Annotated in this window: 23 protein-coding genes, 1 tRNA gene and 1 pseudogene; 17 read left to right on the top strand and 8 right to left on the bottom strand. The window is 33.4% G+C overall.

All coding sequences use genetic code 11. The features are described 5' to 3' along the window. The first annotated feature begins 10 nt into the window (after window positions 1-10). From murD to J8H85_RS16570, 14 genes are all read left to right on the top strand, one after another. A complete protein-coding gene (gene murD, locus J8H85_RS16630; protein WP_209656491.1) occupies window positions 11-1,348 on the top strand; it encodes a UDP-N-acetylmuramoyl-L-alanine--D-glutamate ligase in 1,338 nt (445 codons plus the stop codon). A 70-nt stretch (window positions 1,349-1,418) separates the two neighbouring features. Then, a complete protein-coding gene (locus J8H85_RS16625) occupies window positions 1,419-2,612 on the top strand; it encodes an FtsW/RodA/SpoVE family cell cycle protein (protein WP_209656490.1) in 1,194 nt (397 codons plus the stop codon). Window positions 2,613-2,653: 41 nt separating this feature from the next. After that, window positions 2,654-3,007, top strand: coding sequence for a four helix bundle protein (locus J8H85_RS16620; RefSeq protein WP_209656488.1), 354 nt, complete (start codon window positions 2,654-2,656; stop codon window positions 3,005-3,007). A 3-nt stretch (window positions 3,008-3,010) separates the two neighbouring features. Further along, on the top strand, window positions 3,011-4,120 hold the full coding sequence (gene murG / locus J8H85_RS16615; RefSeq protein ID WP_379937181.1) for an undecaprenyldiphospho-muramoylpentapeptide beta-N-acetylglucosaminyltransferase: 1,110 nt from the start codon (window positions 3,011-3,013) through the stop codon (window positions 4,118-4,120). Then, window positions 4,117-5,469 carry a UDP-N-acetylmuramate--L-alanine ligase gene (gene murC, locus J8H85_RS16610; RefSeq protein WP_209656486.1) on the top strand — a complete coding sequence of 451 codons (1,353 nt, stop codon included), beginning with the start codon at window positions 4,117-4,119 and terminating at the stop codon, window positions 5,467-5,469. Before murG ends, murC begins: the two co-directional genes overlap by 4 nt. Continuing rightward, window positions 5,459-6,178, top strand: a complete 720-nt coding sequence (locus J8H85_RS16605) for a cell division protein FtsQ/DivIB (RefSeq protein ID WP_209656484.1) — start codon at window positions 5,459-5,461, stop codon at window positions 6,176-6,178. The genes murC and J8H85_RS16605 overlap by 11 nt, the downstream gene beginning before the upstream one ends. Before the next feature lie 3 nt (window positions 6,179-6,181). Continuing rightward, the gene (gene ftsA / locus J8H85_RS16600) at window positions 6,182-7,495 is read left to right on the top strand and encodes a cell division protein FtsA (protein WP_209656482.1); all 1,314 of its coding nucleotides are present in this window, start codon (window positions 6,182-6,184) and stop codon (window positions 7,493-7,495) included. Window positions 7,496-7,553: 58 nt separating this feature from the next. Next, window positions 7,554-9,551, top strand: coding sequence for a cell division protein FtsZ (gene ftsZ, locus J8H85_RS16595; RefSeq protein WP_209656480.1), 1,998 nt, complete (start codon window positions 7,554-7,556; stop codon window positions 9,549-9,551). A 161-nt stretch (window positions 9,552-9,712) separates the two neighbouring features. After that, window positions 9,713-10,162 (top strand): GatB/YqeY domain-containing protein, encoded by a 450-nt coding sequence (locus tag J8H85_RS16590; protein WP_209656478.1) that lies wholly within the window; start codon window positions 9,713-9,715, stop codon window positions 10,160-10,162. 31 nt (window positions 10,163-10,193) lie between these two features. Beyond that, window positions 10,194-10,267 (top strand) — tRNA-Arg (locus J8H85_RS16585). Window positions 10,268-10,946: 679 nt separating this feature from the next. Next, a complete protein-coding gene (locus J8H85_RS19075; protein WP_262897552.1) occupies window positions 10,947-11,069 on the top strand; it encodes a hypothetical protein in 123 nt (40 codons plus the stop codon). Window positions 11,070-11,221: 152 nt separating this feature from the next. After that, on the top strand, window positions 11,222-12,073 hold the full coding sequence (locus tag J8H85_RS16580) for a zinc-dependent peptidase (protein WP_245243839.1): 852 nt from the start codon (window positions 11,222-11,224) through the stop codon (window positions 12,071-12,073). Between the two features lie 81 nt (window positions 12,074-12,154). Next, window positions 12,155-12,580, top strand: coding sequence for a CBS domain-containing protein (locus J8H85_RS16575; RefSeq protein ID WP_209656476.1), 426 nt, complete (start codon window positions 12,155-12,157; stop codon window positions 12,578-12,580). Window positions 12,581-12,600: 20 nt separating this feature from the next. Then, window positions 12,601-13,017, top strand: coding sequence for a CBS domain-containing protein (locus J8H85_RS16570; protein ID WP_209656474.1), 417 nt, complete (start codon window positions 12,601-12,603; stop codon window positions 13,015-13,017). On the opposite strand, the gene rpe is transcribed toward J8H85_RS16570, so the two are convergent. The 8 genes and pseudogenes from rpe to J8H85_RS16530 form a co-directional block, all read right to left on the bottom strand. After that, a complete protein-coding gene (rpe, locus tag J8H85_RS16565) occupies window positions 13,014-13,676 on the bottom strand; it encodes a ribulose-phosphate 3-epimerase (protein WP_209656471.1) in 663 nt (220 codons plus the stop codon). The genes J8H85_RS16570 and rpe overlap by 4 nt on opposite strands. 64 nt (window positions 13,677-13,740) lie before the next feature. Then, the gene (locus tag J8H85_RS16560) at window positions 13,741-14,142 is read right to left on the bottom strand and encodes a BLUF domain-containing protein (protein WP_209656469.1); all 402 of its coding nucleotides are present in this window, start codon (window positions 14,140-14,142) and stop codon (window positions 13,741-13,743) included. 159 nt (window positions 14,143-14,301) lie between these two features. After that, a complete protein-coding gene (locus J8H85_RS16555) occupies window positions 14,302-15,165 on the bottom strand; it encodes a sigma-70 family RNA polymerase sigma factor (RefSeq protein WP_100610046.1) in 864 nt (287 codons plus the stop codon). Between the two features lie 152 nt (window positions 15,166-15,317). After that, window positions 15,318-15,692 (bottom strand): hypothetical protein, encoded by a 375-nt coding sequence (locus tag J8H85_RS16550; protein WP_209656467.1) that lies wholly within the window; start codon window positions 15,690-15,692, stop codon window positions 15,318-15,320. A gap of 335 nt (window positions 15,693-16,027) precedes the next feature. Next, complete coding sequence (locus J8H85_RS16545) at window positions 16,028-16,312, bottom strand: hypothetical protein (protein ID WP_245243838.1); 285 nt, start codon at window positions 16,310-16,312, stop codon at window positions 16,028-16,030. Between the two features lie 102 nt (window positions 16,313-16,414). After that, window positions 16,415-17,152, bottom strand: coding sequence for a hypothetical protein (locus J8H85_RS16540; RefSeq protein WP_209656466.1), 738 nt, complete (start codon window positions 17,150-17,152; stop codon window positions 16,415-16,417). A 254-nt stretch (window positions 17,153-17,406) separates the two neighbouring features. After that, a pseudogene (locus tag J8H85_RS16535) lies at window positions 17,407-17,673 on the bottom strand (ApaG domain-containing protein); the annotation flags it as partial. Window positions 17,674-17,714: 41 nt separating this feature from the next. Then, complete coding sequence (locus J8H85_RS16530) at window positions 17,715-18,182, bottom strand: hypothetical protein (protein ID WP_209656464.1); 468 nt, start codon at window positions 18,180-18,182, stop codon at window positions 17,715-17,717. 329 nt (window positions 18,183-18,511) lie between these two features. On the opposite strand from J8H85_RS16530, the gene J8H85_RS16525 reads away from it, so the two are divergent. From J8H85_RS16525 to J8H85_RS16515, 3 genes are all read left to right on the top strand, one after another. Continuing rightward, a complete protein-coding gene (locus J8H85_RS16525) occupies window positions 18,512-19,306 on the top strand; it encodes a helix-turn-helix transcriptional regulator (RefSeq protein ID WP_209656461.1) in 795 nt (264 codons plus the stop codon). A 229-nt stretch (window positions 19,307-19,535) separates the two neighbouring features. Beyond that, complete coding sequence (locus tag J8H85_RS16520) at window positions 19,536-20,234, top strand: cupin domain-containing protein (RefSeq protein WP_209656460.1); 699 nt, start codon at window positions 19,536-19,538, stop codon at window positions 20,232-20,234. A gap of 53 nt (window positions 20,235-20,287) precedes the next feature. Next, window positions 20,288-21,556: a hypothetical protein gene (locus tag J8H85_RS16515; protein ID WP_209656457.1), complete on the top strand. Its 1,269-nt coding sequence runs from the start codon at window positions 20,288-20,290 to the stop codon at window positions 21,554-21,556. Window positions 21,557-22,080 lie beyond the last annotated feature (524 nt).

Genomic DNA, 22,080 nt, shown 5'->3' with positions numbered 1-22,080 from the left:
TGAAAATGGAATGACAAAACAAAGATTAGTCATATTAGGTGGAGGCGAAAGCGGTGTAGGGACAGCGCTTTTAGGAAAAGCAAAAGGTTACGATGTTTTTGTTTCCGATAAGGGGAAAATAAAAGAGAAATATAAACAAGTTCTTATACATAATGAGATTGAATGGGAAGATGAAACGCATACAGAAGCTAAAATTCTGAATGCTGACATCGTAATGAAAAGCCCTGGAATTCCTGATAAGGTGCCTTTGGTAAAGCAAATTCGCGAACAAGGCATTTTGGTAGTTTCAGAAATTGAATTTGCAGCTAAATATACAAGCGCAACCGTTGTAGGCATTACAGGGAGTAATGGCAAAACAACCACGGCAACCTTAACACATCATCTTCTAAAGGGAGAATTGCAGGTTGGGTTAGCAGGTAATATTGGCGACAGTTTTGCAAAACAAATTTTGGAAAAAGATTACCCGAATTATGTGTTGGAGATCAGTAGTTTTCAGTTAGATGATATTGTCGATTTTAAACCACACATTGCAGTAATAACAAACATTACACCCGATCATTTAGATAGATATGATTACAAATTGGAAAATTATATCGCTTCGAAATTCAGAATTGCAGAAAATCAAACAAAAGAAGATTTTTTGATTTATGATGCTGATGATGATATTCTAACAGATTGGTTAAAAAAACACCCGGTTCAATCCACATTATTGCCATTTTCATTAACAAAAACTATTGAAAACGGCGCGTATTTAGATAAACAAGATATAATAATAACAATAAATAACAATAAAATAATTATGCCAACAACAAGTCTAAAGTTAGAAGGAAATCACAATGTTAAAAATGCGATGGCTGCTTCTACTGTGGCTCATTTACTGAAAATTAGAAAGCAAACCATACGTGAAAGTTTAGAGAATTTTCAAGGTGTAGAACATCGTTTGGAACAGGTTTTAAAAATCAATAAAGTTCAGTACATAAACGATTCAAAAGCAACCAATGTAAATGCAACATATTATGCTTTAGAAAGCATGGATGCGCCAACAGTTTGGATTGTTGGAGGTGTAGATAAGGGTAATAACTACGAAGAACTTTATTCTTTTGTGAACGAAAAAGTTAAAGCCATTATTTGTTTGGGTGTTGATAATGAGAAATTATTAAAGGCTTTTGAAGGTATGGTTGATGTTATTGTTGAAACACAATTTATGAGTGAAGCTGTAAAAATAGCTTACAAACTAGCCGAAGCGGGTGATAATGTATTGTTATCGCCAGCATGTGCAAGTTTCGATTTGTTCGAAAATTATGAAGACAGAGGGCGTCAATTTAAAGAAGCGGTAAGGAATTTATAATAAATAATGTTTTTTGTCATGCTGAGCTTGTCGAAGCATCTCATTTTAAAAGAAAATAGAAATTAAAAACGTGCAAACACTATTTAATAACATAAAAGGCGATAGATTAATTTGGGCCATTGTTGCGTTGTTGGCAATAGTGTCGTTTTTGCCTGTTTATAGTGCTGCAAGTAATTTGGCGTATAGAAGCGTTAGCGGAAATACGTTTACCTTTTTTGTGAAGCATTTGGTGCATTTAGGATTAGGGTTTGCCATTATGTATGGAGTTCATAAAATTCCTTACAGGTATTTTAAAGGCTTGTCCTTGGTGATGATCCCCATAGTGTTGGTGTTGTTAGGAATTACCATGTTGCAAGGTACCGTTGTGGAAGGCGCAAGCGCCAGTAGATGGATTCAAATACCTATCGTGGGGGTGTCTTTTCAAACATCCACTTTTGCATCCGTAGTGCTTATGGTTTATGTGGCAAGGTATATGTCTAAAGTTAAAGATAAAGACATCACTTTTAAAAGTTCCATTTTGCCACTTTGGGTGCCTGTTTTTATGATTTTGGCATTAATTCTCCCCTCAAATTTTTCAACAACGGCCATTATGTTTTTAATGGTGGTGATTTTGGTGTTTTTGGGTGGTTATCCCGTTCGCTACATCGGTATTATTTTAGGTTTGGGGATATTAGGTTTGGTGCTTTTTGTAATGGTTGCTAAGCTAACTACAGGTCCGTTAAGTGTGAAGGTTGAAACTTGGGAAAACCGTATAAAGAATTATTCTAACGGTGAAGATACCGAAGCCGATTATCAAATCGAGAAAGCTAAAATAGCCATTGCATCGGGCGATGTTTTTGGTGTTGGGCCTGGGAAAAGTATCCAAAAGAATTTTTTACCACAATCGTCATCCGATTTCATTTTCGCCATCATTATTGAGGAATATGGTATTGTTGGTGGTTTTTTCATCATGATACTTTATATGTGGTTTTTGTTTAGGGTTGTAATAGTGGCGCAAAAAGCCGATACGGTTTTTGGTAAATTATTGGTGTTAGGCGTTGGATTGCCCATTGTGTTTCAAGCACTTATAAATATGGCGGTTGCAGTAGAGTTGTTCCCTGTTACAGGGCAGACGTTGCCATTAATAAGTAGTGGAGGAACCTCAATTTGGATGACGTGTTTGGCTATAGGCATTATATTAAGTGTAAGTGCTAAACGAGAAGAAATAAAAGAACAAGAAACAATGGATGAAAATCCACTTGAAATATTAAGCGAAGCGATTTAATAAATTATGATATACGATTGTTGAATTACGATTTGTGAAGAATGAAAGAAGCATTAAAAAACAGAACTAAAAAATTTGCGTCAGATTGTTGGAATTTGTGTGCAAAGTTTCCTGTTTCAAGAAAATATAATGCTTATTGTAATCAATTAATTAGGTGTTCTAGTTCGGTTGGCGCAAATTATAGATCGGCTTGTAGAGCGAAATCGGATGCGGATTTTATTAATAAACTTAAAATAGTAGAAGAAGAAACGGATGAAAGTATGTATTTCTTAGAATTGTTGTTAGATGTGTCTGTAAATGAACAGGAGGAAATGAAGAGATTGCATAAAGAAGGAAATGAATTATTATCAATTGTAGTTGCATCTATAAAAACGATGCGAAATCGTAAATCGTAAATTGTGAATCAAAAATCTAAAACATATAAAATCATATTGTCTGGAGGCGGCACGGGAGGTCATATTTATCCTGCCATTGCTATTGCAAACGAGTTGAAATCTCGTTTTCCAGATGCAGAGTTTTTATTTGTTGGTGCAAAAGATAGAATGGAAATGGAAAAAGTGCCACAAGCGGGGTACGACATTAAAGGGCTTTGGATTTCTGGAATTCAGCGAAAGCTAACCTTGAAAAACTTAGCGTTTCCGTTCAAATTAATTAGTAGTCTTTGGAGTGCTCGGAAAATTGTGGAGTCGTTCAAGCCCGATGTAGCCATTGGTACTGGTGGTTTTGCTAGCGGACCATTATTGCAGGTTGCTGCGGCAAAAAACATTCCTTATTTAATACAGGAACAGAATTCGTTTCCTGGTATTACCAATAAAATGCTAGCTAAAAAAGCTCAAAAAATATGTGTGGCTTATGATGGTTTAGAGCGCTTCTTTCCTAAGGATAAAATAATTAAAACTGGTAATCCTGTTAGAAAAGGATTGTTGGATATTGAAACGAAAACAATTGAAGCTAAAAACTTTTTCAATTTAAAACATGGAAAATATACGCTTTTGGTTTTAGGTGGTAGTTTGGGTTCTAGACGCATCAATCAGTTGATTGAGAAAGAATTGGATTTTTTAGATACCCAAAACGTTCAGGTTATTTGGCAATGTGGTAAGCTCTATTACAGTCAGTATAAAATTTATAACCATACAGTTAATGTGCAGGTTTACGAATTTTTAAACAACATGGATCTTGCTTATGCTGCAGCAGATATTGTTATATCCCGTGCTGGAGCAAGTTCGGTGTCCGAGTTATGTATAGTGGGTAAGCCCGTTATTTTTATACCATCTCCAAATGTGGCTGAAGACCACCAAACAAAAAATGCGATGGCTATAGTAGATAAGGATGCGGCCATGATCATTAAAGAGGAGGATTTGGATGCCGATTTCGAGAACAAATTTTCGCAGCTTATCTCGTCACCAGAAAAGCAGAACAAATTAGGTGAAAACATAAAAAAATTGGCATTGGTTAATGCAACAAGTCAAATAGCCGATGAGGTTGAAAAACTTTTAAAAAGGAAATGAATTTAAACAGCATAAATAACGTTTACTTTGTAGGTATTGGAGGCATTGGTATGAGTGCTTTGGCACGTTATTTTGTGGCTAATGGTAAGCTTGTTGCTGGGTATGATAAAACACCTTCTGAAATCACCGATAGTTTAAAGGCTTTAGGTGTTGAAGTTCATTTTGATGATGCCGTTAAACATATCCCTTCACCATTTTTAGATGCTGAAAAGACTTTGGTTGTTTATACACCCGCCATTCCGCAAGGGCATTTGGAGTTTGAATATTTTAAAGCCAACCATTTTAAAATTCTAAAACGTTCTCAAATTTTAGGATTAATAACTGAAAGTACCTTTTGTTTAGCGGTTGCAGGTACACACGGAAAAACAACCACGTCCAGTATTTTAGGACATTTGTTAAAGGAATGCGATGTGCCAATGACCGCCTTTTTAGGTGGTATTTGCGAAAATTACAACTCCAATTTAATAATCAACGGTACTGAGGTTTCGGTGGTGGAAGCCGATGAATTCGACCGTTCTTTTTTAACACTATCGCCAAATTTAGCCTGCATTACTTCTATGGATGCCGACCATTTGGATATTTATGGCGATGCTTCAGAATTAATAAAATCCTTCAAAGATTTTTCAAAAAAAATAAAACCCAACGGAAAATTATTTGTTAGAAGCGGATTGCCCATTCAAGGCATTACCTATGGTATAGAGGATGATTCCGATTATTCGGTTCAAAATATAAAAATAGAAAACGGCGCTTATGTTTTTGATGTAAAAACACCAAAAACAGTGCTGGAAAATTTACAATTTAACCTACCTGGTAGACACAACCTGTCTAATGCACTAATAGCCTTGGCGATGGCTGTAGAATATGGTTGCCCTCACCGGCAGCTCGCCAAAGCATTAGCGTCTTTTAAAGGCGTAAAGCGCCGATTCAGTTATCAAATTAAAACAGAGGATTTTGTGTTTATTGATGATTATGCGCATCACCCAGAAGAAATTAACGCCGTACATCAGGCAGTGCGGGAAATGTATCCAAACAAAAAAGTGATGGCTATTTTTCAGCCGCATTTATTTAGTAGAACCCGCGATTTTATTGATGATTTTGCTAAAAGCCTATCAAAATTTGATGAGGTATTGTTGTTGGATATTTACCCAGCTAGAGAATTGCCAATGGAAGGGGTTACATCGTCTTGGTTGTTGAGTAAAATAGAAAATGAAAATAAACAATTAGTAAATAAGGCCGATTTACTGAAAAAAATACACGAAAGCAGCGCTACCGTTGTGCTAACTATTGGTGCTGGAGATATTGGTGAAGAAGTAAAACATATTAAAAAGGAATTTACTCGTGAAAATTAACTGGAATTACATAAAAATGTTTGCTTTAGCAGCCTTGGTTGTTTTTCTGTTTGCGTTTGCTTCCAATAGAAATTCTGTTAGGAATATATCCAGTCCAAATATTGAATTTAAAGGCGAGAGTAACTTGTTTATAACAAACGAGAATGTTAGTAAATTGTTAATACAAAATTTTAAAGGTGTTAAAAATGTTCCTAAAGAAACTTTAGATTTGAATGCGTTAGAAAATGCCCTAAAATCTAACCCCATGATTAAAAATGCAGAAGTGTATGTTACTGTAAATGGTACACTTAATGCCGAAATTGAACAAAAAACACCTATAGCAAGAGTAAGTACAAATGTGTCTTATTATATAGACGGTGACGGTTTATACATGCCTTTGTCTAGTAATTTTTCTGCTAGAGTGCCACTGGTTACTGGTTATGTTGAAAAAAACAATTTAAAAAGCATCTACATAGTTGCAAATAAAATTAAAGAAGATGAATTCTTAAAAAAGCATGTTATAGAAATTCATCAAGGCATTGATATGGCGGTTTATTTAAAGCTGAGACAGTGTCAATTTTTAGTGCAATTGGGAGATGTAACATTTTTAGATAAAAAAATTAATAATCTAAAGGCGTTTTATCAAAAGAGTATGAAAGAGAACACGCTTAACAGTTATAGTAAAGTCAATTTACAGTTTGATAACCAAGTAGTATGTACCAAAATATAAGCCATGGAGCATAATTTAGCAGTAGGATTAGACATAGGGACCACAAAAATTGTGGCTATGATTGGTCGTAAAAACGAGTATGGAAAAGTTGAGATTTTAGGCATTGGTAAATCTAAAAGCTTGGGTGTGCATCGTGGTGTGGTAAATAATATTACGCAAACCATCCAATCCATACAGCAAGCGGTACAAGAAGCAGAAGCTGCTTCCGATATGAAAATTGAAGGTGTTACCGTTGGTATTGCTGGGCAACATATTCGCAGCTTACAACATAGTGACTATATAACCAGGGCAAATGCAGAAACGGTAATTGATGATGAGGATATTGACAGATTAATAAACCAAGTACATAAATTAGTAATGCTTCCTGGTGAAGAAATTATTCATGTATTGCCACAAGAGTATAAAGTAGATGGGCAAGGTGAAATTAAAGAACCTATAGGGATGTACGGAGGTCGTTTAGAAGCGAACTTTCATGTAGTTGTAGGACAAGTGTCATCTATACGAAACGTGGGTCGTTGTATACAAAGCTCAGGTTTAAATTTAGAAGGTATTACGTTAGAACCTTTGGCATCGGCAAATGCGGTTTTAAGTCAGGAAGAAAAAGAAGCAGGAGTTGCACTTATAGATATTGGAGGTGGTACTACCGATTTAGCTATTTTCAGAGATGGTATTATTCGTCACACAGCAGTCATCCCTTTCGGTGGCAACGTTATTACTGAAGATATTAAAGAAGGTTGCTCCATAATAGAAAAACAGGCCGAATTATTAAAGATAAAATTTGGTTCAGCTTGGCCAGGGGAAAATAAGGATAATGAAATTGTATCCATTCCAGGGTTGCGAGGTAGAGAACCAAAGGAGATAACCCTTAAAAATCTCTCTAAAATAATTCATGCCCGAATTGTTGAAATTATTGAGCAAGTGTATGTGGAAATTAAAAACTACGGACACGAAGAGCAAAAGAAAAAATTGATTGCAGGTATTGTTTTAACGGGAGGTGGTTCTCAATTAAAACATTTAAAACAATTGGTAGAATATATTACAGGTATGGATACCAGGATAGGCTACCCAAACGAACATTTAGCGGGCGATAGTGATGATGATATTACAAGCCCTCTATATGCTACAGCCGTAGGTTTGGTTTTGGATGGTTTAAAACGCAACGAACGTAAAAAAATAGAACAGCAAGAGAAAAAGCAGGAAGAAAAGGAAGAACAAAAACCTGTAGAAGAAATAAAAGAAAAACCAGTAAAAGAACGTCGTTCTTTTCTAGACAAATTAACAGAGCGTGTCAAAGATTTTTTAGATAACGCAGAGTAGCACAAAATCCATTGAATAAAAGTAATTATAAAAGTATAATACCAGTAAAACAGAATTTATGAGCAGCAAAAACGAATTCGCAAGTATAGCATTTGATTTACCCAAAAATCAATCAAATGTCATTAAAGTTATTGGTGTTGGCGGTGGCGGTAGTAATGCCATTAACCACATGTTCCAACAAGGCATTAAAGGAGTCGATTTTTACGTCTGTAATACAGATGCACAAGCACTTCAAAATAGTGGCGTACCAAACAAGATCCAATTAGGACTTAACTTAACCGAAGGGTTAGGGGCCGGTGCTAACCCTCAAGTAGGAGAACAATCTGCAGTTGAAAGTTTCGAAGATCTTTCAAATATGCTAGACACCAATACCAAAATGGTTTTTATTACCGCTGGTATGGGAGGTGGTACAGGTACAGGTGCAGCACCCATTATTGCTAAAATGGCTAAAGATTTAGATATTTTAACAGTAGGTATCGTTACCATGCCATTTCAATTTGAAGGTAAAATGCGTATTGAACAAGCGCAAATTGGTATCGAAAACTTAAGAAATGTAGTCGATTCATTAATCGTAATAAACAACAATAAACTTCGTGAGGTATATGGAAATCTTGGTTTTAAAGCAGGATTTTCTAAAGCAGATGAAGTGCTATCTACAGCTGCTCGTGGGATAGCCGAAGTTATTACGCACCATTATACACAAAACATCGATTTACGTGATGCTAAAACCGTATTGAGCAATAGTGGAACAGCTATCATGGGGTCTGCATTGGCATCAGGGAAAAGTCGTGCACAAGACGCCATTCGTAAAGCGTTAGATTCACCTTTATTAAATGACAATAAAATTACTGGAGCTAAAAATGTATTGCTGCTAATAGTTTCAGGATCTCACGAAATTACTATTGATGAAATAGGCGAAATTAACGACCACATTCAAAATGAAGCAGGTCATGGCGCCAATATTATTATGGGGGTTGGTGAAGATGAGAGTTTAGAAGAATCTATTGCAGTTACTATAATTGCTACGGGTTTTAATATTGAGCAACAAGATGAGATTTCCAATACCGAAGCAAAAAAAGTAGTACATTCTCTTGGCAATGATGATGTAGAAGTAAGTCCAAAACAGAAAGAACCAGTAATTATTGCACCTACAATAGAGTTAAAAGAAGAAAAAGAACCACCTGTTGTAAAACATACTTTGGATTTTGATATTGAAGAGGATGAGCCTGTTGTATTTGAAAAAAAAGCCGTAGTTGAAGAAAAAGTTAGTAAGCCTTCAATTAACAACAACATTGATTTGATACCAACTTCAGAACTTATAAAAAACATTAAAGTTGTTTATGAAGAGGTAAGGGCCAATGTTCAGGAAGATGAAGATTTCATTATCAAACCGGTTACAAGGATGTCTAAAGCAGACAAAAATATAGCGGATATAGAAGTGGTTTCAGATTATATTGAAGAAGAAAAACAAATAACTTTAACGTTCGATTTGCCTTTGTCAACAAACAAGAAATTAGATATTGAAGAAGATGACATCCCATCAAAGAAGGTTGATGATGACGTTAAGAAAATAGCGGTAAATGATTATGTAGAGTTAATTCCGGTTAACGAAACAAATGAAAAAGGTGATGTTCGCTATGCTTTAGAAGATTATATTGAAGTTGAGTCTTCAATGAATAAAAAGCAAGTGGAAACTAAAAAAACTATAGAAGAATTTGATCAAGAAATAGTTTTTGAAAAGAAAGTGGTTAAAGCTCCTGTTAAAGAAGAAAATTTGGATGAAGAGTTAGATCCAATGAATAGTCCTATTTCTGAAATATTGATAGAACGAGCAGAGGAACGCAGACGCAAAATGAAAGATTTCAACTATAAATTCAATAATGCGAAAATTGACGATATAGAAAGAGTGCCCGCTTACAAGCGTCAAGGTGTTGATTTGGACCAAGCAAAGCATTCATCTGAAACAGATTTTTCAAGATCAAGTGTAGGAACTGATGATAATGATGATATTCAAATAAGAAGTAACAATTCATTTTTACATGATAATGTAGATTAAAAACATACTGGCCTAACTTAGTTATGAACCCGAAAAGTTTCCCTCAGCTTTTCGGGTTTTTTAATTCCTGCGAAAGCATGAATCTAATATATTTTAACTTAAAACTAAAGATTGAAGACTGCATACTTTTTTTTATCTTCGCATTCTAATAAAATAAAACAATGAGTTTACAACAGGATATCATGACGGCTTTAAAGGAAGCCATGAAAGCTAAGGACCAAACAGCTTTAACGGCTTTACGCGCAGTAAAATCGGCTATTTTATTAGCACAAACTGAAAGTGGTGCCAAAGAGGAGTTAACGGAAGAACAAGAGCTTAAAATACTTCAAAAGCAAGTAAAACAACGTAAAGATAGTGCCGCTATTTTTATTGAACAAGGACGCGAAGATTTAGCAGCGCCAGAATTGGCAGAAGCTGAGGTAATCAATCAATTTTTACCGGAAGCCATGAGCGAAGAAGCTATTGCGCAAGTTGTAGTAGATACTATTAAAAAATTAGGAGCAGAGGGTATGAAAGATATGGGAAAAGTTATGGGTGTAGTAAGTCAAGAACTTGCAGGAAAAGCCGATGGTAAAACCATATCAAGTATTGTAAAAGCTAAATTAGCTTAAAATATAAGATTCCTGCTTTAGCAGGAATTATGGCCACGTAGCTCAGCTGAATAGAGCACTGGATTTCGGCTCCAGCGGTCGGGGGTTTGAATCCCTCCGTGGTCACAAAAAAGCAATTAGAAAATAATCAAGAGATTATTTTAATTGCTTTTTTTTCTTAAAAGCAGAACGCACTTAGATCTGCAATCACATTAAATAACCATCATATTTGAGACTGTCTGAAAAGTCTATATATTGTCAAACTGAACTTGTTTCAGTTTTAATAAATATTGATTATCAACGAGTTAAGATTCTGAAATGAATTCTGAATGACACTTGTTGATACTTTTCAGACAGCCTCTTTTTTTTTTTTGAAATTTTGAAAAGTTAACCTAAATCAATCAAAGTTTACAGTCTCCTCATAAGATTAATGTTAAATTTTAGAGAGCGCCGTTCTTTTTACCGCAAGGTTCATTCATCAAAAATATAAACCCTTAATCTATTTTATTAGAATTAGTAGATATAATCCTTTATGTTTGTTAAGTACCTGATAATCAATATGTTGAAATGATTGTAAATTTCGATAAACTGTAAGGTACTGCAAAAAATATGGATAAAATGACAATCCTTGTAAAAAACCTCGATAAAAGGAATATTAATTAAAACGCTATAAAAATGAAAGAATTTAATCAAAAATTTAGACTATTTATCAAAGAATTAAAAGAACATGCCATTGCTGCTTCTTATGCAATTCATAGATAATAAAATTTAAGAGAATTAATTAAACTGTAAAAACCTAAGAATTATGAGTGAAAAAACTACACAGAAAAACAATAGTAATTTAAAAGATTTCAAAGAAAAGTTTAAATTATTTATGGAAGCGTTAAGGGAGCAAGCAATTGCTGCATCTTATTCAATCCATAGATAATTAAACATATTTAACGTACAGCCTAAAGACATATCTTTAAGGCGGAATAAAACTAACCTAAACATTAAATCATTAAAGTTGATTTTATGTTTAGGTTTTGTATTTTTAAGCTATCAAAATCTCATTATATTTTAAAATAATCGTTTCGCCTCATGCTATACCTACTGGTTATTGAAAATTTTACTTTGGGAAGTAAAATTATGGTTGGAATTTTTCTTGCCGTACTTATGGGTATTATTCTGTATTATACCTTTAAAATGGTAGAAATGGGCTATGTTTTAAAACAAAGAAGACCTTTATACAATCATTTTTATTTTCGATTAAAGCGATTAAATCAAAACCAAAAAGATGTTTTACAACATCAATTCTCGTTTTATAAAAAACTTAATGCGATAGAGAAAAAACATTTTAACCATCGTGTGGCATCTTTTATTTCAGATAAACATTTTATTGGTAGAGATGGGTTGATTATAAATGATGACATAAAAATTTTAATTTCGGCTACGGCGGTTATGTTAACCTTCGGTTTTCGTGATTTTTATATAGGTATAATTTCTAAAATAGTTGTTTACCCCAAAGCATTTTATTCCAATACTAATCAAGCGTACCACAAAGGAGAATTTAATCCTAGACTTGAGACTTTGGTGCTTTCTTGGGAAGATTTTTTAAAAGGATTTAGCAATAGTACCGATAATGTAAATTTAGGCATACACGAATTTACCCATGCCATACATATTAATAGTATGAAAGAGCATGATGTGAGTTCTACTATTTTTAGTGATTCATTTAAAGAATTATCTGATATGCTTGCTGAGAGTGAACCACTAAGAAATAGATTAATGGCTTCTAACTATTTCAGAAAGTATGCTTTTACCAATCAGTTTGAATTTTTAGCGGTAGTTATTGAAAATTTTATTGAAACACCCCAAACTTTTAAAACGGAATTCCCTAATGTTTATAGTAAAGTAAAGCAAATGCTAAATTTCAATATAGCAGGCTATTAAATTGATAACATGATTTTTATCATGCTTTTTTACTGTTTGATTTTTTAATTTTATTGAAAGTTACAACTAAAATTATAAGTCATGATACGTAAAGCTCCCATTTCAATGTTAATGACAGTTCCTGTTATTACATTAAAAAAGAAAGATAGTTTAGAAACAGCAGAAAGACTTTTTAAAAAACACCGCATACGCCATATACCTGTTGTTAATGACAATGTTGTGGTGGGTATGTTAAGCTATACGGATTTACTTCGACTAAGTTTCGCTGATGTTACTGATAACTCAGATTCAGATGCTGGTGCCGATGCCATGGTATATAATATGTTTACTATAAAACAAGTAATGAAAAAGCATATCATATCGGTTTCACCTTCAAATTCGATAAAAGAAGTTGCTGAAATATTTGCTAGCAAAGAATTTCATGCTTTACCAGTTGTGGATAACAACAAACTAGTTGGGATTGTAACGACCACCGACCTTATAAAATATTTATTAAAACAGTTTTAACAATTTAAAAATTAAAAGAAATGATACAGAATGAACCAATTTCTGAAATAATGGTTAAAACCATAATAGCATTAAAAAGAGGAGATGATTTGGAAAGAGCGGAAATGCTTTTTAAAACACATAAAATTAAACATATTCCGGTAGTGAGTTCAGATGTTGTAATTGGTATGTTGAGTTATTCTGATCTGCTGAAAATCAGTATTCCAGAAACTACCGAAGATGCACATAACGTAAAAGCCATAGTATATAATAACTTTACCATAGAGCAAGTAATGAACAAAAATATAGTGACTATAAATACCAATACTTCAATTAAAGAGGCTGCAACTATTTTAGCCAATAGAGAGTTTCATGCACTTCCGGTTGTAGATAATGGAGTATTAATAGGAATTGTAACCACCAGAGATCTATTAAATTATTACATAAAACAATACTAAGAGTTTGCAACAGCTCTTAGCTCTTTTATAGTTTCAATTTGGTTGTCGCTTTTGAAAACAAAACTGCCAGCAACTAAAACATCGGCTCCAGCATCAGCAAGTGCTTTTGCGTTTGCAGTAGTAACACCGCCATCAATTTCAATAATGGTTTTAGCGCCTTTACGTGCAATAAGCTCTTTTAGCTGTTTTACTTTGTCATATGTGTTTTCAATAAAACTTTGGCCACCAAAACCTGGGTTAACACTCATAATAAGTACCAAGTCGATGTCGCAAATAGTATCTTCTAAAAGACTCACATTCGTGTGAGGGTTTAATGAAACTCCTGCTTTCATGCCTTCAGCTTTTATAGCTTGCAAAGTTCTATGTAAATGTGGACAAGCTTCATAATGCACCGTTAAAATATCGCTACCTAAATCTGCAAATGTTTTGATGTATCTGTCTGGGTCAACAATCATTAAATGTACATCTACCGTTTTTTTTGTGTACTTAGTAATGGCTTGCAATACGGGCATGCCAAAAGAAATGTTTGGCACAAAAACACCATCCATAATATCTATGTGAAACCAATCTGCTTCACTTTGGTTTACCATTTCAATATCACGCTGAAGGTTAGCAAAATCGGCAGCTAGTAGAGAAGGTGCTATTAATTTAGGAGTCATTTATTATAATTTAATTTAATGCAAAAATAAATGAATTAATAGTGAATGCTACTAATGTTAAAGATTATTTGAAAAAATTTTCGGTTGTTGTTAAAAACAAAGAAGCGTTATCAATGTTATTTATGGTTGGCGAATTTAAATAGGATTGTAATCCAAATAAGGATTCTACACGTTTTATAGTATTGTATCCTGTGCCAAAGTTTTCAAAGGAATAAGATGTTATATGTGTATTTAATACTTCATTAATTTGATGGTGTCTGCTATCTTTTTTAATGGAAAGATATAAATTATCTAAAATAGTTTCAGGGCCTTCAAGTATTTGAAAAAATCGATTGTTTTTTGCTACCAATACCCCTTTTATATTATGTTTATTATTGAATAATCTTGTTTTATGAAACAACATTTCTAAATTAAAAGCAGAAATATGTTCAGCATATAAGCTTGTGTAGCAGATAGTTTTAATCATTAGAATTGATAAAAGGTGTTTTTTGATATTGAAAATAATATACAAATAAAAAATGAACCCCCGGTAATCAGCCGGGGGTTCTTTCATCAATCAAAAAACGAACAGTTATGTGTAACTGTTTGTTACTGTAATTTAGTCGTAATTCTAATAAGGAAATTACTAACCTAAATATGTTTTTAATATTTTACTTCTAGAAGTATGCTTCAATCTTCTAATGGCTTTTTCTTTAATTTGGCGTACACGTTCACGAGTTAAATCGAACGTTTCACCAATTTCTTCTAAAGTCATTGGGTGTTGGTTTCCTAAACCAAAGTATAAACGGATCACATCGGCTTCACGAGGTGTTAATGTTTCCAAAGCACGCTCAATTTCAGTACGTAATGATTCGTGTAATAACTCTCTATCAGGGTTTGGAGATTCACCACTATTCAATACATCATATAAGTTAGAATCTTCACCTTCTACTAAAGGCGCATCCATACTTACATGACGGCCAGAATTTTTCATAGACTCCTTAACATCGTTAATGGTCATATCCAATTCTTTTGCAATTTCTTCAGCAGATGGCGGACGCTCATGCGATTGCTCTAAAAAAGCAAATGTTTTATTAATCTTGTTAATAGAACCAATTTTGTTTAAAGGCAAACGTACAATACGCGATTGTTCAGCCAAAGCTTGAAGAATCGATTGACGAATCCACCAAACGGCATAGGATATAAATTTAAAACCACGAGTTTCATCAAAACGTTGTGCGGCTTTAATTAAACCTAAATTACCTTCATTAATTAAATCGGGTAATGTTAAACCTTGGTTTTGGTATTGCTTAGCTACCGATACAACGAAACGTAAATTAGCTTTAGTCAACTTTTCTAAAGCAGCTTGGTCGCCAGCTTTAATTCGTTGTGCTAATTCTACTTCTTCGTCTGCGGTAATCAAGTCAACTTTTCCAATTTCTTGAAGATATTTGTCTAACGAAGCGGTTTCTCTGTTGGTAACCTGCTTCGTAATTTTAAGTTGTCTCATCTAAAGTGCTCCTGTAAGTTTATGAATATTATTATTAAATAGTTATACGTAACTATATCAAAAAATGTTACAAAATTTTTTAATTTATTTTTACATCTACTTTAATATGACTCAAACATTTTAAAAAAGTCACTTTTATTAAGTAGTATGCTTTAAATTTTTATCAATGATTTTTTGCTAAGGTTGGTGTCTTCTAGCATTTCTTGAGTAAATGCATAATGGCCGCGTGCGGTAATTAATCTAAAACTGGAAGATTTTAGCTTGCTAAGTGCATTTAGAAACAGCCATTTAGATTTTAATAGATTGGGTTTCTCAGATTTTAAACTGATATCAAAATAGTGCTTTCTGCCTTCTTTTTCTGCAACAATATCTGGAGTTATGGTAATGTCGCTTCCAGCTTTGGAGTAAGATTTTGGGGTTTCATATCCCTCCATATCAGCTTTAATGTTTTCAAAACCTCTATTTTCTAAATAGGTTATGGAATTTTCTAAAATGTCTGCGTATTTTGCTTTGTCTTCGTATATCATAACTCGTAATATAATGAAAATGAGGAGAAAAGCAAATTTTTAACAAGGTTTAACGTTTATGGTCTATTTAAAACGAAGTGTTTCAATCTTTTTATTGGAAAAGATTTTAATGAAATATTTTTGAAAAATTTCACTTCTGGGAACAAAACTTTCTAATTTATATATTACTTGAATTTCAAATTTTCATTTAATTTAAAATTAAGGGATTTAGGTTTAATAGGTAGGATTGATTTTTTAGTTGGTGAATGGTGTTTTTTCAGAAGGTAAATTCAATTCAGCTAAAATTTTATTCAATTCCATAAGGGAATCGTTGTCAATCAATTCTGTGTTGATTTTCAATTCTCTTTGTTCTGTTTCAGTGTATAATCTCCCGCAAACTTTTTAATCCAAAGTATTTCGTTAAGGTTTACTTTTTTTCTAAATCCATAAAGACCATTTTTCTGGATGCTGCCGTTTTCAATAGTTAGATATTGATTTGTTAAATCGTATAGGTAATGTCCAACATATAAAATTCCAATAACTAAATATCCGTAATCTTGCCAACGTAAGTTATCTTCTTGAAGAACATTAAAAACGCCGAATCCAATCCAAAAAAGCCCAACTATTAAATTTGCAAGCAATCCTTTTTTTCTTAAATTTTATTTTCATGTTTTGAGGATTGTTTTTGTTAAGGTTGTTGTGTAGAGTGTGTTGGTTGTTAAGTCCAAAACTGTTCAATTGTTTTATATATTGTTAGCATAAGAACTCTCTGTAATATTTTTTTCAATTCCCCATTCCTCTAAATTCTCGCAAAAATTGAAAGAAATAGAGATATAATCTTCATCCCAAATGTTTACTTTATCTATTGGCATATTTTTCCAATCATTAACACATTTCTCTAATATTTGAAATAATTTTGGATCAATTTTATTTAATTCTTTTAGAGATTTTTCGTAATTTAAATGTTTCTTTGGGTCAGCTTTTACAGCTATATATTTAGCAATATAATAATCGATTGCTTTTCCATTATATTTTCCGAAAGTTTTGAATTGTGATTTAATGTTTTGAACTTCTGCTTTTGTGCATTTATTTTCTTCATAGTCAATAATAAATTTCTTTTTGTCAAATCCTAGTTCCAAGTAAATAGGTAACATTTTGATGTGTTCCATACAGTTTCCAAAATGTTCAATTAGACCGTCAGAAAAAAATCTATTAAGATTTGGATTTCCGCTTATCGCATTTGATAAGCTTGCTCCAAAATATATTTCTTTTTGTCTGATTAGAATATGAAGTAATTCGTGTGTAAAAGAATTTATATCAATATTGTTTTGGCTTACAAATATAGTTGAGTTATTGTTTGCAGAAAAGCAAGAATAATTAGGACTATCAATGTATTCAACAGTTACCGAATGAGTTTTATTTAAATCATTCCATATCTTTTGATTTCTTTCGTCTATAAGTTTAGTATTTGCAATGTCCATTTTCAATATTTAAGCTTACCTAGATATAATTATCAATAACACATTATATATCTACAAACATAATAAATAATAACTTACAAAATTGGATTTAAAATTTTTAGCAGATTCTCCAACTGCGTTAGCGATAGTAGTGGATAGCTTTTGGCGAGTATGCGCAGCGAGCCAAAACTAGTAAAGGATAGCGCGACCCTTGTGGTAACGCCCAAAATATAATTTAAAGGATGGTTTTGTTGTTTGCTCTTTACAACTAAATATTAATTGATGGCAAACGGTGCGCTTAATTTAAACGTAGGTATGGTAACATTGAAGTTTTTGGTGGTGGTAAAATTCACCATGCTGTAATACCCTTGCATGGCGCCAAATGGCGAGGTTAATAAACAGCCCGATGTGTAGGTGTGCGATTCGCCCGGTTTTAAAACGGTTTTTTTGCCTATAACGCCTTCGCCAGAAACTATTTCAACATTATTTAAAGCGTCTAGAATTTCCCAGTGGCGTGCGTTAAGTTGAACGGAGTCTTTACTTTACTTATCAATCCCTAATTATTGATTTTTACTTGGATATTTTAATGATCGCTTTTGGTAAGTCCCAGAAAAAAGACTATTGCTAACATTATCAAAGTGACTAATCTCACTAAACTTAGTAATTCCCACAATTTTGCCCGAACTGTTAACCCCATATCAACATGTCCTGAATAAGGAGTTTTTGTAATTTCTAAAAGTTCGGGAACGAAGTAAATAGCTGTTATTGTTAGAATCGAAACATAACCTATTAGCACTATTAGAATGTTCTTTTTCCGAGAAGTTTTCCAAAATAATACCAGAGTAAAGAATAGTAAAAGTAAAGTAACAGGATGGACGGGAATCCAAAATGCCTCTGGGTTAAGTCCGTACACTCCCTGAAACATACTCAGAGAATGAGGAGGAGCTGTGATCCACTGAGGAACCACGCAAAGATGTTCGTAAATCGCAGCTCCAATTACAACGGCAAAAGCTAGACATGCAAATGCATAAAATATGTTTTTTAAATTCATATTAGTTTCGTTTTAATTTTTAAGTGAGCAAAGGTAATAGCTCATTACATCTTGTAATTGTATTAATCGGACATCCTTTAACTAATTAATAATTATTCAATGAAATCTTAACAGCATTTTCTTGTAACTAGATCAACTTGAAATATGAGAAAAGAGGACCTGAGTTACCAGAGAAAGCTGTTTTTAATTATGTTACACTGATTTCTTTGTCATTTTAGTTATTTCAGATGCCTTTAAAATTTCTGTATCAAGTGAAATACAAATTCATTTATTTGCTTATTTTTACTGTGAATTAAGACCTTATTAGGTTAGGACTTTTAGTTAAAAGTATGATTAGCAATTTTATACCAAGGCCTTCATCGCATCTTAGTAATTATGTTATGATGTTATGGGAGGTTTATGGTGGTCATAATGTAAAAGAAGTTATTCTCCCTCAAGGTGCCATAGAATTAGTTTTTAATTTGGGCGATGAAATAACAGGGATTCTCCCTGGCGATAAAAGCTTAAATACACCTGCATGCTTTATTCAAGGCTTAAATACAAATATCATTAGTGTAAAATATATAGGCCAGCAACACTTGTTTGGCATTCGTTTGATGCCTTCCTCGGTAAAAAAGTTATACAAAATTGATTCAGGAGAATTAAAGAATATCCTAGTTGACCTTACACTCATCAAACCTCAATTCATGTCACTTTGGCATCAATTAATGGAAGTTAAATCTTTTGAAAAGAGAGTACAGGTAATTGAAAATGAATTTCCATTAATTGAAAAGCCAGATTGCCTTCGTACTCAAAAGATGTGCAATATGTTTTTTACCAATAGTATAGAAGGTTTTGAATCTGTTGAAGCATTGTCAAAATCCATACATTACTCAACCCGACAGGTCAATCGAAAAGCCCATAGCCTTTTTGGTATATCAGGTGAAGAATTAACTACCTATAAAAAGTATTTGCGATCGGTCAATCTTATTCATGCCGGAAATTACACATTAAGTGAAGTAGCTTATGAAGCTGGTTTTTTTGACCAGGCACATTTTTGTAGAAATTTTAAAATGTTCTCTGGTATTACGGCAAGTGAATACAATTCTTGTAAGAGTGAGTCCCCTTTCCATATCTATACCTAGTCTTTATTTTTCTTAGTTTTTTTTGGATAACATGTCCGATATATACAATTTGTTAAGCTAGAACTTTCACAATTTTGCCATGCATTTAATTTAAGATAATCATGTGTGCAAAAACTACAAATTCACTTTAGCTACTACCATATGGGTATGCTTTGCTACTGCCTATTGCTGTAGAAATAAATTTTTTATCGGACTCTTATTTAATTAATAACAAGCAAATCAAAAAAAAATGACAACTTACATCATCAAAAAAATTACTATTTATTTATTAATTGCTATGACACTATACTTGGTCATAGGCTACCTTTTCCACTTGCTGATTTTTCCTGAGAATAAGCCAGAAGTAAGCAAGTACTTTAAACCTCACGACAGCTTTTATAGTAAGATTGAAGGCGTTAAACAACAGGTTGAAAAGCAGGAAAATGGATTCGTACACTGTTCTGCTGAAATAGAACCTTTTGCAGAAGGGCCACCAAGACATATTCATACCTCATTTGATGAGGTGTTTGAAGTGGTTAATGGTAAGTTAACAATATGGGTAGATGGCGAGGTCAAATACATCGTTGCAGGAGATAAATTGGTTATTCCCAAAGGTATTCCTCATAAACCATATAATGAAACAAATGAACGCATTCAGATAAAAGGCACCATAGCCTTTCCTGAAAAGTTCGCATATCATCTTCCTCAAGTATATGGTATTTTGGAAGAAAATCCAGATCTAGCGTATTCATCTGGCATGATCTTACAAATGGCTTTGTTTAATACAGCGGGCTTTGATTCTTATCTTGCTGATGGACCTCCCGTGTTAGTGCAAAAAGTCACCGGTTTCTTTTTCACGCCTCTTGCGAGACTCTTTGGTTACAAGAGTTATTATCCAAAGTACGACATCAGTTATCAAAACAATATTAAAACAAACAAAAGTGAATAATAGGCGTATACTGCTTTTTTTAAATAAATAAAATAACAAAATCTATAATAACAATGAAAACTTATAAAATTAACATTTTGGTCTTACTTACTCTTTTAACTGTAGCCTTTATTTCTTGTGAAGATGAGGGTGTTAAAAATGATGATAACGGAAACCCTTCTGGTCCAGTCGTTGGAAAAGTAACAGAAATTGGTGTTCCATTGGGGGAGGTAGAAACCACAATTATAGGTCCTTCAGGTGGGAGCTTTTCCACATCTGATAACAGATTGAGAATTGATGTCCCTGCAGGAGCTTTTACTTCGGATCAAACATTGACGGTTCAACCTATCACCAATAACAACGGCCCAGGTAAAGGACTTGCTTACCGCCTCTCACCGCATAGCCTTACTTTCTCAAAACCAATAAAATTAACTTTCAGCTATACGGATGAGGAAACCAGCACTACCTTTGCTGAGGCGTTGGCTATTGCTTATCAGGACAAGTATAAGGTATGGCAGGCTATCGGTATATCCGAACTTGACCTTATCAATAAAACTGTTTCTGTTTATACAACTCACTTTAGTGATTGGAGTTTATTTGAGTCTTTTCATATAATTCCTGCCACCTCAACTGTTAGTCTGGGAGAGACCATAGAACTAAAAGTAGTTGGATACTTCGGTGAAGACCTTCTCGTTCCTCTAGTAGCTGGTGAGCAAGCGCCAATTACTGAGCCAAGAGAAGCTTCACAATATGTAAAGAAATGGACTCTAGCCGGTTCAGGAGTTTTAAAATCAACTGGTGCTAAGGCAACATATACAGCGCCTAATCAAGTTCCAACAGTAAATCCGGTTGCGGTAACAGCTGAAGTAGATTTAAAACATAAAGGAAAATATTTTCTAGTTCGAAATCTTTACATAGGGCAGACTGGAATTTATCTTAAGTTAGACAACAATGACTTTTTTCATATGGAAGGGGAGGTAAGGTATATTCAAGATGCAGATTTGAGTATGTTAACAGGGGGGACCATCCTGAATGGAGAAACTAGAGGCATTGCTATTCATTGGCAGGGAAAAATTTCTAAACAGACTTTTCAATGGACATCAGAGTTTCCTTTATTTAATTATAATTATCAGTCAAGATATATGTATTTACAATATTATTATCAAGAGGTTTCACCAGGTAGCCTAATCATAACAGGATATGGAGATGTTGGTGAATATGTAACTGGTACGTTTTATCTTGAGGCTTCAGGTTTATTGGATAGTCAAGTACCCGCAGGTGGCAACCCATGGCCAAGAAAAGGAAAAATAGAAGGCTTCTTCAAGGTTAGAAGAAGTATTTAAGAATCCTATAGAAACTAGAGTTTTCGAAGAGTTTTTTTAATCTAATTTTTTATGGTTCAGGTTGATATGTTGTTAGGTTACCCTTCAAAATAGATATATTATAATTTAATAAAATTGAATGTTAATATTGTGACCGTGTTTAAACCGTATATTGAAAAGCTAATCAGTCTCAGTTATGGTATTCAACCTGAAAAAGTACTTAATTGATAGAAAAGCAATTTAAAATGGAATTGAAATTCCAAAAAGCCTGTTTCAAATTTTGAAACAGGCTTTTTTATGTAGGTGTTTTAAAAACTTCTAATCGTCTCTATCATTCATAAAGATTTTCTTTACATGTTATTAGTTGCACTTTCGTGATAAGCTCTATTTTAGGAAGGATTCCCGAAGAATCCTCGAAGGAATTGAACTGCCCCCAAAAAGTTAGACACTATTTGAGGGTATTTTTATGGAAAGAAAAGTCAAGTACAATTACGATTTTAAACTTCGTTGCGTAAAGGAAGTGTTGAAAAATCATCAAACAGTAG

This window comes from Mariniflexile gromovii (genome assembly GCF_017814435.1).
In the GTDB taxonomy this organism is placed as follows: Bacteria; Bacteroidota; Bacteroidia; order Flavobacteriales; family Flavobacteriaceae; genus Mariniflexile; species Mariniflexile gromovii.
This window is presented reverse-complemented; position numbering and strand designations above follow the sequence as displayed.